The sequence below is a fragment of the Streptomyces montanus genome, assembly GCF_005786655.1.
Lineage (GTDB): Bacteria > Actinomycetota > Actinomycetes > Streptomycetales > Streptomycetaceae > Streptomyces > Streptomyces sporangiiformans.
On sequence record NZ_VBZC01000076.1, the window covers coordinates 1 to 15,255 of the forward strand.

A 15,255-nucleotide genomic window follows, 5' to 3' on the forward strand; every position below is an offset into this window, starting at 1 on the left:
GCGCCCGAGGCCGTTCAGGCCGATGCTCGCCCATCCACCCGAACCTTCCCTCCCTCCCCAGGCGCCCCAGGCCGATCGGGGGGCTGGGGGCGGAGCCCCCAGGTTCGGGATGGGACGGGTAGGGGCGGCGGGGGCGATCAAACCCCTTCGGGGCGGCCCTTCATGTCGTTCTCCATGGCCAGCAGCTCCTCGTTCGGCACGGCACCACCGAAGCGCCGGTCCCGCTGGGCGTACTCCACGCACGCACGCCACAGATCACGCCGATCGAAGTCCGGCCACAGAACGTCCTGAAACACCATCTCCGCATAACTCGACTGCCAGATCAGGTAGTTGGACGTACGCTGCTCACCACTCGGCCGCAGGAAGAGATCGACGTCCGGCATGTCCGGGTAGTACAGATACTTCTGCACCGTCTTCTCGGTCACCCGGTCCGGGTCAAGCTTCCCGGCCGCGACATCAGCGGCCAGCGCCTTCGCCGCGTCGGCGAGTTCCGCCCGCCCCCCATAGTTGACGCAGAAGTACAGCGTCATCGCGTCATTCCGCTTCGTCTGCTCCTGCGCGACCTGAAGCTCCTGCACGACCGACTTCCACAGCTTGGGCATACGCCCGACCCAGCGGATCCGAATACCCAGCGCATCCATCTCGTCCCGCCGCCGACGGATGACGTCCTTGTTGAAGTTCATCAGGAAGCGGACCTCCTCCGGCGACCGCTTCCAGTTCTCCGTCGAGAAGGCGTACAGGGAGAGGTTCTTGACGCCCAGCTCCAGGCAACCCTTGAGGACGTCCATCACGACGCCCTCACCCACCCGGTGCCCCTCGGTACGCGGCAGACCGCGCTCCTTGGCCCAGCGACCGTTCCCGTCCATGACGCACGCCACATGGTTGGGGATCAGCTCACCGGGAAGCTTGGGCGCGCGGGCACCGGACGGATGCGGCTCCGGCCTCTTGTACTCGCGGCGCTGGCGCCCCAGGATCCCGCGTACCACCATGTGTTTCTCGTCTCCCTCAACTCTCGAAGATCTCGGCTGTGCTCGAAGATCTATTTCTCTACGTAACGCAGTGAGCGCAGCCCACGCTCCAGGTGCCAGTGCAGGTAGGCCGACACCAGCCCACTGCCCTCCCTGACGTACCGTGACTCGCAGGCATCGGCCGTGGCCCAGTCCCCCGTCAGCAGCGCGCCGAGCAGTTCGAGGGCCTGCGCCGAGGGTACGACGCTGCCGGGCACCCGACAGTCCACGCACACCGAACCTCCCGCGGCGACCGAGAAGAACCTATTCGGTCCGGCCATTCCACACTTCGCGCAGTCACTGAAGCTTGGCGCGTAGCCGTTGACGGCGAGCGAACGCAGCAGGAAGGCGTCGAGGACAAGATGCGGCTCGTGCTCACCGCGCGCCAGCGTCCGCAGCCCACCGACGAGCAGCAGATACTGCTGGACGGCCGGCTCACCCTCGTGATCGGTGAACCGCTCGGCCGTCTCCAGCATGACCGTCCCGGCGGTGTAGCGGGCGTAGTCCGCGACGATCCCGCCACCGTACGGAGCGATCGTCTCGCTCTGCGTGCACAGCGGCAGCCCACGCCCCACCAGCTCGCTCCCGCGCGCGAAGAACTGCACGTCCACATGCGAGAACGGTTCGAGCCGCGCCCCGAACTTCGACTTCGTACGTCGCACTCCGCGGGCCACGGCACGTACGCGGCCGTGGCCGCGTGTGAGCAGGGTGATGATGCGGTCGGCTTCACCGAGCTTCTGTGTCCGCAGGACGATGCCGTCGTCCCGGAAGAGACTCATGGGGTCCATTCTCGCGTACGGAGTCGACGGGCGTGCCTCGCGTCTCACGCGGGGAGGCAACCACCGTACGGGGAGTCAGCGTGCCTGATCGGGTTCGCTGATCGCTTCCCAGGGAGCCATGTTCCAGGGGCTCGACTTGTTCGTCGGGTCCAGGAGGGACTGCAGATGCGCGTCGGCCGCTTCCTGCGGGGCGGGCAGGCCCGTCTCCCGGGTGCGCCGGAGGTTGTCGCGCCAGACCATCCGCCCCAGCATGTAGTGCTCGGCGTACTCCTTCCATGAGCCGTACGTCCGCACCACCGCCGGCACGATGTTCTTGAGCGCGGTCCACGCCTCGGCCTCGCTCAGCAGGCCGCACGCGAAGCCCCGGCGGGAGATGTCCACGTAGAGTCCGGCGTCCCACGCCAGCGGCTCGAAGCCGAGCCGCTGCCGCGCCCGTACGCGGTAACCGGTCCGCGCGAGGCCGTCGAGCCGGCCTGCCAGCGCGTCACGCGAGGTGATCTCCCACTGGTCGGCCAGCCACCGCCGGGCCTTCTCGTCGTCGATGCGGGTGAACGGGTACAGGGTCGTCCGCGAGGCATCCCGGTCCCGGTTCACCGGCGCGCTCAGCGACACCATCCAGAGCTGGTGCATGGTGAGCGGAACGGGGTACTTGCGCGCCGTCTTCGGCTTGCGAAGGTGACGCATCGAGTTCCATATCGCCATGCGCCAGCACCCTACGTCACACCGTTCACCTGGCCATCACGCCTACGCGGCTACTCCTCATCCCAAGTCGAGGGACTCGGTCAAGGGACCTCGCCGCGGCTGCGTGCGTTCGCGTACGCCGTCGCCGCGCTGAGTCGTTCCGCCGGGGTGGCCGTACGGAGCGCGCCCGGTTCGCAGTCCCACTCGCGGCCGCCGCCGTACGGTCTGAGTTGTACGTACGGTCCCTCGTGCCCCATCACCACACCCACCGTCCCTGTTGTCGTGTCGACCGCGTACGTCCCGATCGGCGGCTTCCTCGACGACTTCATCCGATCACCGCCGCGAGCCGGGCCGCCGTCTCGACGGAGCACCGGCCCAATTCCACGAGCGGGCAGGGCGCCTCGCGCGCCAAAGTTGCCGGGTCGATCCGGAGTGTCGGCAACATGATTCCTGCGTTTTCGAGTGCTCCGCGCAACTCTTTCACCGTCTCCTCCGCCTCCTCGACGCAAGCCGTCGAGTGTTGTGCGCCGCGCGCTTCCTGGGCTGCCCTCACGGTGGTCCCCTTTCTTTTGGGTTTCACTCTTTTCATCTCCAGGTTGGCGACCGCCGCTTAGACTCGGAAGACCTCTACGCTCAGCAACGTTCGTGCAGTACAAGGGGGTTGGCCATGGCCAATGGTTCGCGGCAGGCGGCTTGGGAGTTCTTCGGAACCGAGCTGAAACGGCGGCGCGAGGAGGCCGGTTTCACTCAGGCGGAGTTGGGTTCTCGCGTTTTTGTGTCGGGCGGCTACATTGGGCAATTCGAACAGGCCATTCGGAAACCACAGTTGGATGTGGCGCAGAGGATCGATGGGCTCCTACAAACCGACGGTTTTTTCGAAAGGCTTTGGCGAAAGCTCATCAAGGAGGAGCGATACGCGGAGTACTTCACGCACGCTGCCGAGCTTGAGCGGCTGGCGACGGAGATCTGCGAGTACGCGCCCGCGGTCGTTCCGGGGCTCCTCCAGACCCCCGAGTACGCACGCGCGATCTACCTGGCGAGCAACCCGCTCGCTGCCGACGAGTACATCGAGGAGATGGTCAGGCTGCGCATGGACCGCACCCTGCTCCTCAAGGACGCCACACGGCCCGTGTATTGGGCAATCCTGCACGAAACGGCACTGCGCGTGCCGGTCGGCGGCCCTGCCTCGATGGCCACGCAACTGGACCACATCGCCCAGATGATGCGCGAGCGCAAGACGCTGGTGCAGGTACTCCCCTTCTCGGCCGGGGCACATCGGGAGATGGGCAAGATGATGAAGCTGATGGACTTCGAAGACGCCCCACCAACTGTCTATACAGAGGCGGTGTTTTCGGGGAATCTGCTGGACGATCCGGTGGTGGTGAAGCGGGCGCAGGCGTCTTACGATCTCCTCAGGGCCGCCGCGCTGTCGCCTGAGGCGTCCCTGGCCCTGATCGAGTCGGTGGCGGAGGACTACAGACGATGCGCGAGTACGACCTGAGCAACGCCCGCTGGCGCAAGAGCAGCTTCAGCGGTGGCAGCGGCGGGGAAGACTGCATCGAGGTAGCCGACGGAGTCCCCGGCATCGTCCCCGTACGGGACAGCAAGGTCCCGGACGGCCCCGTTCTCATGTTCGCCGCGGGCGCCTGGGCCGCCTTCGTCGGTGCTAGCGTCGCCCACCCGTCAGGGCCATGGCGTGATGGCTCAGGAGCATGCTGACCGACCCCTTCGTGTAGAGGACCGCTCCCACGATGGATACGGGCACGGAGAGGCCGAGCACACCGAGCAGGCGGGGCCAGGGACGCTCGACGGCGCAGCGAGCGACGCTGCCATCGCCGTACGTGTGCTTCTCGAAGAGGAGGCCGTAGCAGCCTCCACCGCCCGAGAAGGCGCCGCTGGGCATGAGCAACTGCCAGGCCACGTAGCCCCACATGAGCGCGGCGAGGATCAGCAGCCCAATACCGCGCTCCTTCCACTTCCCGGCCCGGTCCAGGAGCTTCCGATGGAGCTCCGCATTCCGTATCTCGGCGTCCCCCACGCCCGCCTCCCCCTGCCCTGTGGGTCCAGCGGCACAGGCTGGTACCCCCGCGCCCATCGCCCCATTCTGCGCCGAAACGACTGATTCCGTCGACCATCCCGTTCCTACGAGACGCTGTCGACCTGTCAGTCGCGGACCGGGAAGTACTGCCTCGGCGTCAGGCCCACGATCCGGCGGAACGCGGCGACGAAGGAGCTGGCGGAGGCGTAGCCGACGCGGCGGGCTACGGACTCGAGCGGCAGACCCTCGGCGAGGAACGGCATCGCGGCCTGCATGCGCAGTTGCTCGCGCCACTGGCCGAAGGCCAGGCCCGTCTCGGTGACGAAGAGCCGGGCCAACGTGCGGCCGCTCGCGCCGACTTCGGCTCCCCAAGCCGACAGGGGACGCCCGTCCGCGGGGTCGGCGGCGAGGGCCCTGGCCACCGTACGGGCGCGCGGGTCGCGGGGCTCGGTCACCGAGACGCTGGTGACCGGGACGGGGTGCAGCACGTCGAGGAGCACGGCCTCCGCGCGCGACCGGGCCTCCGGGGCCAGGTCGGTGCGGACGAGATGGTCGATGAGCGCCTGTAGGAGGGGACCGACGGACACGACCGTCGGCTCGGTCCAGTCGATGTGCGGGCAGCTCGCGGGATCGACGTACGGGCTGCGCATGACGGTGTCGCCCGCCGCCTCCGTCGTGTGGGGCAGCCCGGCGGGGATCCACAGGGCGAGCGAGGGCGGCAGCAGCCAGGCCCCCTGTTCGCTGCGGAGCCGGAGCAACCCCTTGGCGGACCAGGCCAGTTGGTGGAACGTATGCCAGTGCGTGGTGAAGGTGGTCCCGCGCGGCATCGTGAAGTGCCCGACGAAGATCGCGGCGGCGGCGGCCGGCTGTCCGTCTGGCGACATGGGATGGCAGCGTAGCCCGTGTCAGACACGGTGGAGTCGCCCCTACCGTCGCCTCATGCCGATGAACCGTGCACACCGCAAGCTGTGCAGTTCCGAGAAATGGGCCCGGATGACGAGGGACCTCATCCTCCCCTGGGCCCTGGAAGACGTACGCCTCGGCGACGACGTACTGGAGATCGGTCCGGGTTACGGCGCCAATCTGCGCGTACTGGTCGAACAGGTCCCCCGTGTCACCGCCGTGGAGATCGACAAGGCCACCGCGGCCCTGCTGGAGCGTAAGTGGGGAGACCGGGCCCGCATCCTCCACGCGGACGGCGCGGCGGTCCCGGTGCCGGGCGAGAGTTTCTCCTCCGTCGTCTGCTTCGTGATGCTCCACCACGTACCGACCGCCGCCCATCAGGACCGGATCTTCGCGGAGGCGTACCGCGTGCTGCGCCCCGGCGGCGTGTTCGCGGGCTGCGACAGCCAGCCGAGCTTCGGTTTCCGTGTGCTCCACTTCCGCGACACGATGAACACGGTGGATCCAGCCGGACTGCCGGAACGCCTGGCGAAGGCGGGCTTCACGGACGTGTCACTGGACCGGCACCCGAAGTCCGGGGCCGTCCGCTTCCGCGCCCACCGCGCCTGAGTCTCTCAGTCCGTCCACGCAGGGGGATGCGGCGGAGGCCCTGACGGAGCCGCCGTGATCAGTGGCAGGGGCGGCAGGAGTCGAACCTGCGGCATCCGGTTTTGGAGACCGGCGCTCTGGCCTCTGAGCTACACCCCTTCGATGGGTGGCAGCTTGGCATGACCAACAGGTCCATCTCCAAGGGTTTTCCGTCTTCTCAGAGCAAGCGGCGTCGCGGAAGTAGCGCTGGATCAGCGCAGTAGTCCGGTGGCCGTCGTAATCGTCATGCTTTTCTCCCTGCGACCTCACGACACGGCAGCGGCCAGCAGGGGCTGTCCTCCCGTCAACATGCGTATGCACGCCGGGAGATGAGCAACAGAGTCCCCCTGCTATGGTGCGCCGATGTCAGCGATCAAGCAGTTCCAAGTCACCTTCGACTGCGCAGAACCTGCGCGCCTCGCCGGTTTCTGGTGCGAGGTGTTGGGGTACGTCGTACCGCCGATCCCGGAGCGGTTTGCCACTTGGGAGGACTACCATCGCTCGCTGCCGCCGGAGGATCAGGTCATCTACTTCGCATGCAGTGATCCCTCGGGTGTGGGCCCGCGCCTGCTCTTCCAGCGCGTTCCCGAAGGGAAGATCGTCAAGAATCGGGTACATCTCGACGTGCGGGCCGGCACCGGACTCGTGGGTGAAGAGCGCCTCGCCACACTGGAGGCCGAATGCGCACGACTGGTCGCGCTCGGTGCGGTACACGTACGAACGCTGCTTGCCGATGACGACAACGAGTCGTGCATCCTGATGCAGGACATCGAGGGCAACGAGTTCTGTCTCGACTGAGCAGTCCTCCTTCCATGCAGGCAGATCGGTCTGGCCGCGTTCGCGGCGGTGCGGGATGACCAGGCCGGTGCCCCGGTAGCAGCCGTCCGCGATGACCGTGGTCCGGCCGACGGCGGCCTTCGCGCCGCGCCGTGATCACACACGTAAGCTCGGACTCATGGCGTTCGAGCTGCACATCGTGTTCGACTGCGCGGATCCCGACCGTGGGGCGAGGTTCTGGCTGACCGCGCTCGACGGCTATGCCTTTGCTGGGAGTGATCCCGACCGCGGGCCGGACAGCCCTGCGACTGGGGGCCGCGGGTGGGCGTCTCGACGGCCGGCTATCCGCAGTTCGGGGCCATCCTGGGCGGCTGAGTGCCGGCTGCGACGGGCGCCTCAGCAGGTGGCCCGGCCATAGTGCCGGGCCACCGCTTGGAAGGCCTCCTTCGGCTCCCAGTGCCAGTCGGAGTTCGGGTCGTCGGGCCGGTCCTTGATGGCCTTGACGATGGCGTAGGCCGCCATGTCGAGGTCGTACAGCGGATTGTCGGGGCGGTGCGGAGCGTCCGCGCTGACGAACTCGAACGTCATGGCCGCGTGCAGGTTCATCGACTCGAATACGTCGAGGAGATCGGTGAGGTACGCGGCCTGTGTCCGCTCGCTGCGGACCTGGTTGCCCTTGATCTGGGGTGGATTCTTGCTGTAATCGACGATGTCCCAGCCCATGCCGCCCGCCTCAGGGGCGCCCTTGAAGGTGCAGGTGCCGAACTCGGTGATGGCCAGGGGCTTTCCCCAGCGCAGGTACTTGCTCAACTCCCGTACGTAGTCGGCCCGTCGGGGCAGGTACGAGTAGTAGTCGATCCCGACGATGTCGAACAGCCCCCAGTCGACCTTCTCGAGCCGCTCGTCCTGCGCGGCGGCGTAGCTGAGCCTGCCGTGGAAGACGGAGCGCCCGACCGCCGCCGCCTTCGCGGTGAACCGGGCCAGCCGCTTCTTCATCTGCACCGGGTCGTAGTTCCCCTTCTGCAGGTTCTCGATCCGCTCGCGGACGTCGTCCCCCGGCAGGATCCCCGGCACGAACAGCCAGAACTCACACCCGACGGCGAGCGTGACCTGCGCGCCCTGCCGCCGCAGCCGCTCCCCGTGCCGCCCGCTCTCCGCCAGATGTTCGAGAATCTCCTGCTGCGGCACATCCCCCAGTGTCGGCTGCAACCACACATGCAGCCCCCGTTCCGCCACCTCCGACGCCGTGGCGTTGAGCCTCTCGACCCCGTCGCCGGTGACCTCGACGGAGTCGGCGTGCAGCTCCTCCCCGATCGCCCGGACGTCCTCCCGCATCCTCCGCGCACTCCATGCGGTCCCGGGTGTCTCCCCCTCGCCCACGGTGTAGACGACCCCCCGATGCTTCAGCCCACGCCGCGGCTCCTCCACGGCTGCCGACGCCGACGCCGGGGCCGGGAAGCCCCCGGCCGCCACCGCGCCCCCGACGGCCGCCGCCCCGGCCATGAAGCGCGCCCGGCTGATCCCCGTTTTCCCCTTGGTCTTCTCCATACCGCAAGTCTGTTGAGCCGAGGGGCTCTTGGCTGTCCGCCGATGGTCGACGACAGCGCTACCAAGGTATGAACTCCGGGCTGGGCTCCGCGCGGTCCGGCCCGGTCCGGTCCGGTCCGGTCCGGTCCGGTCCGAAAAAATCTTGGTGGGCCGTGTCGAATCCCGGTCTTCCCGTTCGAGCTCCCAGTAGAAGGGCCGATACGCCGGCCCTCCAGTTCGAAGGGAACAGGGACGATGTCCCAGACGAATACGGTGAGTACGGAGAACACGGCGAAAGCGGCCACGCGAACCCGCAGGAGCCTGCTGGCCTGCGGCATCGTCGCCGGGCCGTTCTACGTCGTGGTGTCACTGACCCAGGCGTGGACGCGGGACGGCTTCGATCCGACACGGCACGCGTGGAGCCTGCTCGCCAACGGCAGCCTGGGCTGGATCCAGATGACCAATCTGATGCTGACGGGTCTGCTGGTCGTCGCCGGTGCGGCCGGGCTGCGCGGCGCGCCGGCCCAAGGTGCCACGGGCACGGGCACGGACGCGGGCAGAGGGAGCACCTGGGCGCCCCGGCTGCTGTCGGTCTACGGGCTGAGCATGGTGGCAGCCGGAGTCTTCCGCGCCGACCCCGCGCTGGGCTTTCCTCCCGGTACCCCCGACGCGGGCACCTCGACCAGCTGGCACGGCATGCTGCATTTCGTGTCGGGAGGCGTCGGCTTCGTCTGCCTCGTCGCGGCGTGCTTCGTACTGGCGCACCGTTTCGCGGGCGCCGGCCTGCGAGGATGGGCGATGTTCTCGCGCACCACCGGGGTGGTGTTCCTGACGACGTTCATGGCGCTCGCCGCCAGTGGCGGACGCGTCTGGGCGAACCTGACGTTCACGGCGGCCATTCTGCTGGCCTGGGCGTGGCTGTCGATGACCTCGATGCACTTCAACGGCCGCGCCCCACGCGAGGTGACCGCGTAGCTCCCCACCGCACCTCACCTCACCTCACCGCTCCCCACCACACCGGAAAGGTCCGAATGATGCGATACCTGGCTCTGCTCAAGGCCGCCCGCCCGACCACCCCGCCCCCGCCCGAGCTGATGGAAGCGATCATGAAGCTCGGCGAGGACGCGACCAATGCCGGCAGCCTGCTGGACACCGCCGGCCTGGCGCCGAGCGCGATGGGCTCCCGCGTCAGTCTGTCGGAGGGGAAGCTGACCGTGACCGACGGCCCGTTCGCCGAGGCGAAGGAGATCATCAGCTACGCGCTCTACGAGGTGCGTACCAAGGAGGAGGTCGTCGAGTGGACTTCGCGGTTCATGCAGTTGCACCGGGACCTGTGGCCGGGCTGGGAAGGGGACGCTGAGGTCCTGAAGGTGATGGGACCCGAGGACTTCGCCTCGCCCGCCTAGCAGACCTCGCCCGCCTAGCGCGCGGGTGGTTGGATCGGCGGCGTGGCAGCGGCCGATCCAACCCACCCCGAAGACTCCTTCCGCGCGACCCACCGGGCCGTGGAAGCGGTCTGGCGGATCGAGTCGGCCCGGCTGATCGCGGGCCTCGCCCGGCTCGTACGCGACGTCGGTCTGGCCGAAGAGCTCGCGCAGGACGCCTTCGTCATCGCGCTCGAGCAATGGCCGAGAACCGGCATTCCCGATGACCCGGGCCCGTGGCTGATGGCGACCGCCAAGCATCGCGCGATCGACCTGCTGCGGCGCCAGGAGCGGTACGCCACCAAGCTCGGCCTGCTCGGCCGCGATGCGGAGGTCCGGCAGGAGCACGCGGAGGCGGAGCTGGACGCGGCTCTCGACGACCACATCGGCGACGATCTGCTCCGCCTGATGTTCACGGCGGCCCACCCGGTCCTGTCCACCGAGGCGAAGACGGCGCTGACCCTCCGGCTGCTGGGCGGACTGACCACCGGGGAGATCGCGAGGGCCTTCCTCATCCCGGAACCCACCGCCGCCCAGCGCATCGTGCGGGCCAAACGCGCGCTGGCCGACGCCGGCGTCCAGTTCGAGATGCCCACTCCGGATGAGACGGCCGACCGGCTGTCCTCGGTCCTGGGGGTCATCTACCTGATCTTCAACGAGGGCTATTCCGCGTCGGACGGCGAGGACTGGGTGCGCCCCGAACTGTGCCAGGAGGCGCTGCGGCTCGGCCGCATCCTGGTGACTCTGCTCCCGAACGAGGCAGAGGTGCACGGCTTGGTGGCCCTCATGGAGCTGCACGCCTCCCGCCTGCCGGCCCGCACCGACGCCTCCAGGCAGCCCGTACTCCTGCTCGATCAGGACCGCCGGCTGTGGGACCGGCTCCTCATCCGCCGCGGCCTCGATGCCCTCGACCATGCCGAGTCGCTGGGCGGCGGCCCGTACACACTGCAGGCCGCGATCGCCGCCTGCCATGCCCGGGGCCACTCCGCGGAAGAGACCGACTGGCCGCGCATCGCCGCTCTGTACGAGGTACTTGCCTACATCCAGCCGTCTCCCGTGATCCTGCTCAACCGGGCCGTCGCGGTGGGCATGGCGGACGGCCCGGAACGAGGCCTGGCCCTCGTCGACGAGCTGACCGGGGAGCGGGCACTCAAGAGCTATCCACAACTCCCCGCGGTACGTGGAGACTTGCTGGCCCGGATGGGCCGACATGACGAGGCGCGAGCGGAGTTCACCCGAGCCGCAGAACTCACGCACAACAAGGCCGAGCGCACCCTCTTCCTCACCCGCGCGAACACCCCCGGCCGACAGCCGGAATAGAGCCCGGCCGACATGTCCGCGCGGGAGCCGGGCACTCACCCGCAATCGGTTGCGGGTCCGGCACGCATGGCCCCGGTCACCCGACCTTGCGCAGTTCGCCGTCGTCAAAGACCGCAACCATGACCAGACTCCCGCCCAGCGCCTCGATGTACCGGGCCACGACGTCCGTTCCGGAGACCTGCCCGCTCTCGATCTGAGAGACACGGCCCTTGCTCACGCCCATGCGTTCAGCCACCTGCGCCTGGGTGTAGCCACGTTCCTGGCGCATGTCGACCAGCCGCCATGCACGGGCCTCGGCGAGCATGCGCTGAGCACCCTCCAAGAATGCGTCCCGCCCTCCCGCCAGTTCCTCGGCCCGCTCACGGTGTCCACTGGCCGACCACCTGACTTCTCCGCTCACTTCCCCGACTCCTTCTTCCGATCAGCCACGTACTCCGCGTACCGGAGCTCGGCCAGCGGGATCGCCTCGTCGTACCAGCCGTTCCAGTTCCCGGCCTTGTCTCCGGCTACCAGCAGGATCGCGGAGCGCCATGGGTCGAACATGAACAGGAGCCGCACCTCGCTCCGGCCCGCCGAACCGGGACGCAGCTCCTTGAGATTGTGCAGAGCCGATCCTTTGATGCGGTCAACCAAGGGGCGCCCTTCCGCAGGACCATGACAGGCAAGGATCCAGATCGCCTGGTTGACGAGGATGTACGAATCCGGATCGATCTTTTCCAGCTCGTTCAGCCATTGATCCACCTCGTCGGTGAGGTAAACAACCCACTGCTCTTCCACCTTCGTTCCTTCCGGGAGTTTAGCATTCACTAAACATCTCGAAGATGGTGATGCAAGCCCGAACACCGCAACCTCACCCATCCGGGTCAGGACGCCTACCGTCGCCCAGCACCCGACCGACGGTCCAGAATCCCCGCCACTCTCTCTTGCAGGCCGGAACGACAGGCCGGCCATTCCGTGGCGGTGATCGAGAAGATGGCGGAGTCGCGGAGCTGACCGTCCTCGCCCGGTGCCCACGACGGGGACCAGTTCCGCAGCACGCCCTCGAACCGTGCGCCGACTGTGCGTATCGAAGGGAGGCCGCGAAGCTCTACCCGAACCAGCCCGTCATCGTCAGCTGACTGCTTTTCCAGCCTACGAGGGGTGAGCTACTACGGCGTAACAGCTCACCCCTCGTACGTTTTCGGGCAACCTCAAGCCTCTCCCCCGAGGCCGCCTGGCATCTGATGCACCCCATGCGGTCGTCCCGATCCGCTCCGGACTCTGACGTCACGGCCGACAACGGCCAGGCAGCCAAGCCCACGTCAGTAGGGTGCACTCTTCCTTCCCTGTCGCGGTGAGGCGTGAGGTGGCGACATGCCGTCAGAACCTGGCGAGATCACGATCAATAGTCCGAAGTCAGGCACCCTGGTGGTCACAGGCGAGTCGCTGCCGGTGGCTGGACACACGATCCCTGGCCAGTTGATCAAGCCGAACGGCACCTTCGTGGCCGAGCAACCACCCAGTTCGGTCCGTGTCCGCGTCGACGACGGTGCCGAGCGGACGGCCACCAGGAACCACCCCACCTGGAAGAGGTGGGAGACCGGTATTCAGCTCACCTCCCCGGGCACACACACCATCACGGCAACGGCCTGGCATCCTCAATGGGCTGTAGAGGCCACCACCCAAGTGACAGCAGTGGCCCGCCGCATAGGGATTGTCGGCGTCGAGCGAACGCAGGCGACGCAGTTCTTCAACATCAACGGCCAAGGCACCAGCACCGCCCAGGACAACTCCGTCCCTCTTGTGGAGGGCAAACCCCTGGTGCTCCGGGTGTACGTGAACAGCGCCTCCGGGACGCCTCCCCTCACCCGGGTCTCCGGTGAGTTGGTTCTGGACGGCACTGTGCTCGATCCGAGCAATACGGCGAGGGCTCTGCCCGGACCGGACATCAGCCGCGGCGCATCCGGGGACTCCCTCAACTTCTGGATATCGCCGACCCTTTGCTCAGGGACGAAGACCTGCCGAGTTCGCGTCTTCGATCCGGCGCATCAAGGCGTCGTGGGATTCGAGGACGAGACCACGTTCACGCTCACCTTCACCGCGGTCCCCCGGCCGCGGGTTCACGCCGTGCTGCTGCACTACACCGGGCTCGGCCTCGACATCCCCGCCCCCACAGACGCGGACGTCGCCGACACCCTCAGCAAAGTCGTCCGCATGTATCCGATTTCCGGCTTCAACTACACCGGCTTCACCGTGCACAACTTCGCCGGCAACCTCACCCTGGCCACCGGTGGCGGCTGCACGCAGGGCTGGAACGAGCTCATAGGCCGACTGTGGACTCTCCGCATGCTCAGCGGCACGACGGACGTCTACATGGGCCTGCTCCCCCATGGCGTGCCGAGTGCGGGCGTCATAGGTTGCGGCCTTGTCGGCGCAGCCGTCGGCTTCAACGGGGACGGCATCACCATGGCTCAGGAACTTGGCCACTCCTTCGACCGCGACCATGCCCCCTGCCCGGCCAACATCACCTCCAGGGACCCCGACTACCCCGATTATCCCGGTCTGCCGTTGGGAAGCATCGGAGAATTCGGCCTGGACATCGGAAGCTTCCAGGTCCACGACCCTGCCCTCACGTCCGACTTCATGAGCTGGTGCGAGCCGGCATGGGTATCGCCCTACACCTACATGGGGCTACGCACCACGTTCATCGGCACCCGGGCTGCCGTGCAGCCGACCCTGTCCGAAGGGCGCGCCTCCATGCGGGAGCAACTTGTGCTCAGCTTCCGGCTGCACCGCGACGGCACCGTGCAGCTCTTTCACGGCTTCCACTTGCCCGCAGGCGAAATGCAGCCCACGGGCGGTGAACCGTCCGACGTGACCTGTGAACTGCGCAACGCGAAGGGCCGGACGCTGTCGTCCGTACGGTGCCGACTCGGCCCTCACTCGTGGCTCGATGATGAGGACACAGACTTCCACGAGGTGCTGCCCTGGGACGAGACAGCGCATTCGCTGGTGTTCAGGCGCGGCCAGGACGAGGTGCACACTCATGTACTGGAACGGACTGCTCCCCGGGTCACGATCAGCGGACTCGTCCTCAGTGCCGGCGATCCCGGGACGGCCCGCCTGGAGTGGACCGCGGCAGCACCGCCCCGAACGGAACTGCGCCACGCGATCCGCTACAGCAACGACGGCGGCACCACCTGGCGTGGCATCGCTGTGGACCTCTCCGGACAGAGCTACGACGTGGATCTGTCCACGCTGCCGGCCGGCGAGCGGTGCCACCTCCAGGTGGTGACGTCCTCCGGCATCCGGACCGCCACCGCTCAGACCGGCCCTTTCACGGTCCAGGCGAAGCCCCCTCACGCGCGGCACCGGCCATGAAACTGCCCGGCCGCCGGCAGCATTGAGGTCAGGCCCACCAACGAGGCATAGTGCAGATCCGTGCAGAGTGTTGTCGAGGTCAAAGCAGTTGAGAGAAGTGATTCCCCTCGGCTGAAGCCGAGCGTCCCCTCGCTGGATCCCTGATGGGGACCGACATCCACGGCTACGTCGAGTGCCGCGCCTGGGGGCCCGGGCTCGCGCCCGGCGAGAGTGCCTGGCAGTCCGCCATCTCCCTGTCGGTGCTGGGGACGACCAGGGACTACCCGGCCTTCGACTGCCTCTTCGGGGTGCGGAGTTGGGGGCGTTGGGAGCCGATCGCCGCGGATCGCGGGCTTCCGGCGGATGCCGCCGCCCGCACCGTGGCCGAGCTGGAGAGCTGGGGCGGCGCGGCGTTCGGGGTCACCTGGCTCGGCTGGGACGAAGTGCTCGCCATCGACTGGGACGAGCCCGCGCTCCCGCGTGCGACCGACATCGCCCGGTACCGGCGGTTGCCCGATCAGCGGCTCGAGCTCGTCCACCGGTCGGTGTGGAGCCGTGGTTTCGCCCGGGCCAGTGGTGTCGACACGCTGACGACCGACCCCGGCCGGATCAGTGAGCTCTGGGACGAGGGAACCGAGTGGCACGTCGGCAACACCGTCTTTCGGGCCGAGCGGGCGCGCCGCCGGGACGCCGTACCACCACCCGCGGGCGGAGACGGCAACCACAAGGACGGCGACAGCTCATGGGAGCCGGTGTGGAGTGTCATGCGCACCCTCGCCGGGGTGCACGGTGAGCAACACGTGCGCCTTGTCGTGTGGTTCGACGAGTAGCCG

Annotated in this window: 20 protein-coding genes, 1 tRNA gene and 2 pseudogenes; 10 read left to right on the forward strand and 13 right to left on the reverse strand. The window is 67.9% G+C overall.

The annotated features are described in order from the left end of the window. Positions 1 to 137: 137 nt before the first annotated feature. The 5 genes from FE633_RS41090 to FE633_RS41110 form a co-directional block, all read right to left on the reverse strand. Positions 138 to 989 carry an isoprenyl transferase gene (locus tag FE633_RS41090; RefSeq protein ID WP_138050273.1) on the reverse strand — a complete coding sequence of 284 codons (852 nt, stop codon included), beginning with the start codon at positions 987 to 989 and terminating at the stop codon, positions 138 to 140. Between the two features lie 50 nt (positions 990 to 1,039). Further along, a complete protein-coding gene (gene recO / locus FE633_RS41095) occupies positions 1,040 to 1,786 on the reverse strand; it encodes a DNA repair protein RecO (protein ID WP_138050274.1) in 747 nt (248 codons plus the stop codon). Positions 1,787 to 1,861: 75 nt separating this feature from the next. Then, positions 1,862 to 2,488, reverse strand: coding sequence for a DUF1266 domain-containing protein (locus tag FE633_RS41100; RefSeq protein ID WP_138050275.1), 627 nt, complete (start codon positions 2,486 to 2,488; stop codon positions 1,862 to 1,864). Between the two features lie 80 nt (positions 2,489 to 2,568). After that, positions 2,569 to 2,796 carry a hypothetical protein gene (locus FE633_RS41105; RefSeq protein ID WP_119106345.1) on the reverse strand — a complete coding sequence of 76 codons (228 nt, stop codon included), beginning with the start codon at positions 2,794 to 2,796 and terminating at the stop codon, positions 2,569 to 2,571. Further along, positions 2,793 to 3,020, reverse strand: coding sequence for a hypothetical protein (locus FE633_RS41110; protein ID WP_138050276.1), 228 nt, complete (start codon positions 3,018 to 3,020; stop codon positions 2,793 to 2,795). The genes FE633_RS41105 and FE633_RS41110 overlap by 4 nt, the downstream gene beginning before the upstream one ends. Positions 3,021 to 3,134: 114 nt before the next feature. On the opposite strand from FE633_RS41110, the gene FE633_RS41115 reads away from it, so the two are divergent. Together FE633_RS41115 and FE633_RS41120 are read left to right on the forward strand one after the other, a co-directional pair. After that, on the forward strand, positions 3,135 to 3,968 hold the full coding sequence (locus FE633_RS41115; protein WP_138050277.1) for a helix-turn-helix domain-containing protein: 834 nt from the start codon (positions 3,135 to 3,137) through the stop codon (positions 3,966 to 3,968). Continuing rightward, positions 3,950 to 4,186, forward strand: a complete 237-nt coding sequence (locus FE633_RS41120) for a DUF397 domain-containing protein (RefSeq protein ID WP_138050278.1) — start codon at positions 3,950 to 3,952, stop codon at positions 4,184 to 4,186. The genes FE633_RS41115 and FE633_RS41120 overlap by 19 nt, the downstream gene beginning before the upstream one ends. Here FE633_RS41120 and FE633_RS41125 read toward each other — a convergent pair. Beyond that, positions 4,134 to 4,505 (reverse strand): hypothetical protein, encoded by a 372-nt coding sequence (locus FE633_RS41125; protein ID WP_138050279.1) that lies wholly within the window; start codon positions 4,503 to 4,505, stop codon positions 4,134 to 4,136. The genes FE633_RS41120 and FE633_RS41125 overlap by 53 nt on opposite strands. A gap of 125 nt (positions 4,506 to 4,630) precedes the next feature. Then, complete coding sequence (locus FE633_RS41130; protein ID WP_138050280.1) at positions 4,631 to 5,389, reverse strand: AraC family transcriptional regulator; 759 nt, start codon at positions 5,387 to 5,389, stop codon at positions 4,631 to 4,633. Positions 5,390 to 5,444: 55 nt separating this feature from the next. Between FE633_RS41130 and FE633_RS41135 the strand changes: the two genes are divergently transcribed. After that, positions 5,445 to 6,017 carry a class I SAM-dependent methyltransferase gene (locus FE633_RS41135; protein ID WP_246114059.1) on the forward strand — a complete coding sequence of 191 codons (573 nt, stop codon included), beginning with the start codon at positions 5,445 to 5,447 and terminating at the stop codon, positions 6,015 to 6,017. Between the two features lie 62 nt (positions 6,018 to 6,079). On the opposite strand, the gene FE633_RS41140 is transcribed toward FE633_RS41135, so the two are convergent. After that, positions 6,080 to 6,155 (reverse strand) — tRNA-Trp (locus FE633_RS41140). 243 nt (positions 6,156 to 6,398) lie between these two features. Here FE633_RS41140 and FE633_RS41145 point away from each other — a divergent pair. After that, complete coding sequence (locus FE633_RS41145) at positions 6,399 to 6,833, forward strand: VOC family protein (RefSeq protein WP_138050282.1); 435 nt, start codon at positions 6,399 to 6,401, stop codon at positions 6,831 to 6,833. Here the strand turns inward: FE633_RS41145 and FE633_RS41150 are convergent. Beyond that, positions 6,780 to 6,959: pseudogene (locus FE633_RS41150) on the reverse strand (IS5/IS1182 family transposase); the annotation flags it as partial. The gene FE633_RS41145 and the pseudogene FE633_RS41150 sit on opposite strands and share 54 nt — an antisense overlap. A 31-nt stretch (positions 6,960 to 6,990) precedes the next feature. Here FE633_RS41150 and FE633_RS49925 point away from each other — a divergent pair. Further along, entirely contained in the window at positions 6,991 to 7,230 is a 240-nt protein-coding gene (locus FE633_RS49925) for a VOC family protein (protein WP_425473299.1), read from the forward strand. On the opposite strand, the gene FE633_RS41155 is transcribed toward FE633_RS49925, so the two are convergent. Beyond that, positions 7,209 to 8,360 carry a glycoside hydrolase family 113 protein gene (locus tag FE633_RS41155; RefSeq protein WP_138050283.1) on the reverse strand — a complete coding sequence of 384 codons (1,152 nt, stop codon included), beginning with the start codon at positions 8,358 to 8,360 and terminating at the stop codon, positions 7,209 to 7,211. The two genes, FE633_RS49925 and FE633_RS41155, sit on opposite strands and share 22 nt — an antisense overlap. A 234-nt stretch (positions 8,361 to 8,594) precedes the next feature. Between FE633_RS41155 and FE633_RS41160 the strand changes: the two genes are divergently transcribed. Genes FE633_RS41160 through FE633_RS41170 form a run of 3 tightly spaced genes read left to right on the forward strand, consistent with a single transcriptional unit; the run spans position 8,595 to position 11,083 of the window. Beyond that, positions 8,595 to 9,314: a DUF998 domain-containing protein gene (locus tag FE633_RS41160; RefSeq protein WP_138050284.1), complete on the forward strand. Its 720-nt coding sequence runs from the start codon at positions 8,595 to 8,597 to the stop codon at positions 9,312 to 9,314. Between the two features lie 59 nt (positions 9,315 to 9,373). Further along, positions 9,374 to 9,745, forward strand: a complete 372-nt coding sequence (locus tag FE633_RS41165; protein ID WP_138050285.1) for a YciI family protein — start codon at positions 9,374 to 9,376, stop codon at positions 9,743 to 9,745. 42 nt (positions 9,746 to 9,787) lie between these two features. Further along, entirely contained in the window at positions 9,788 to 11,083 is a 1,296-nt protein-coding gene (locus tag FE633_RS41170; protein WP_212747339.1) for an RNA polymerase sigma factor, read from the forward strand. A gap of 76 nt (positions 11,084 to 11,159) precedes the next feature. Here the strand turns inward: FE633_RS41170 and FE633_RS41175 are convergent, their stop codons facing one another. From FE633_RS41175 to FE633_RS48945, 3 genes and pseudogenes are all read right to left on the reverse strand, one after another. After that, a complete protein-coding gene (locus FE633_RS41175) occupies positions 11,160 to 11,387 on the reverse strand; it encodes a helix-turn-helix domain-containing protein (RefSeq protein WP_246114060.1) in 228 nt (75 codons plus the stop codon). Positions 11,388 to 11,479: 92 nt separating this feature from the next. Further along, positions 11,480 to 11,860, reverse strand: coding sequence for a type II toxin-antitoxin system RelE/ParE family toxin (locus FE633_RS41180; RefSeq protein ID WP_138050287.1), 381 nt, complete (start codon positions 11,858 to 11,860; stop codon positions 11,480 to 11,482). Positions 11,861 to 11,955: 95 nt separating this feature from the next. Beyond that, positions 11,956 to 12,153 (reverse strand): annotated as a pseudogene (locus FE633_RS48945) (GNAT family N-acetyltransferase); the annotation flags it as partial. 283 nt (positions 12,154 to 12,436) lie between these two features. On the opposite strand from FE633_RS48945, the gene FE633_RS41190 reads away from it, so the two are divergent. Both FE633_RS41190 and FE633_RS41195 read left to right on the forward strand, forming a co-directional pair. Continuing rightward, positions 12,437 to 14,443, forward strand: coding sequence for a hypothetical protein (locus FE633_RS41190; RefSeq protein ID WP_138050288.1), 2,007 nt, complete (start codon positions 12,437 to 12,439; stop codon positions 14,441 to 14,443). A 143-nt stretch (positions 14,444 to 14,586) separates the two neighbouring features. Continuing rightward, positions 14,587 to 15,252, forward strand: a complete 666-nt coding sequence (locus FE633_RS41195) for a hypothetical protein (RefSeq protein WP_138050289.1) — start codon at positions 14,587 to 14,589, stop codon at positions 15,250 to 15,252. Positions 15,253 to 15,255: the final 3 nt, after the last annotated feature.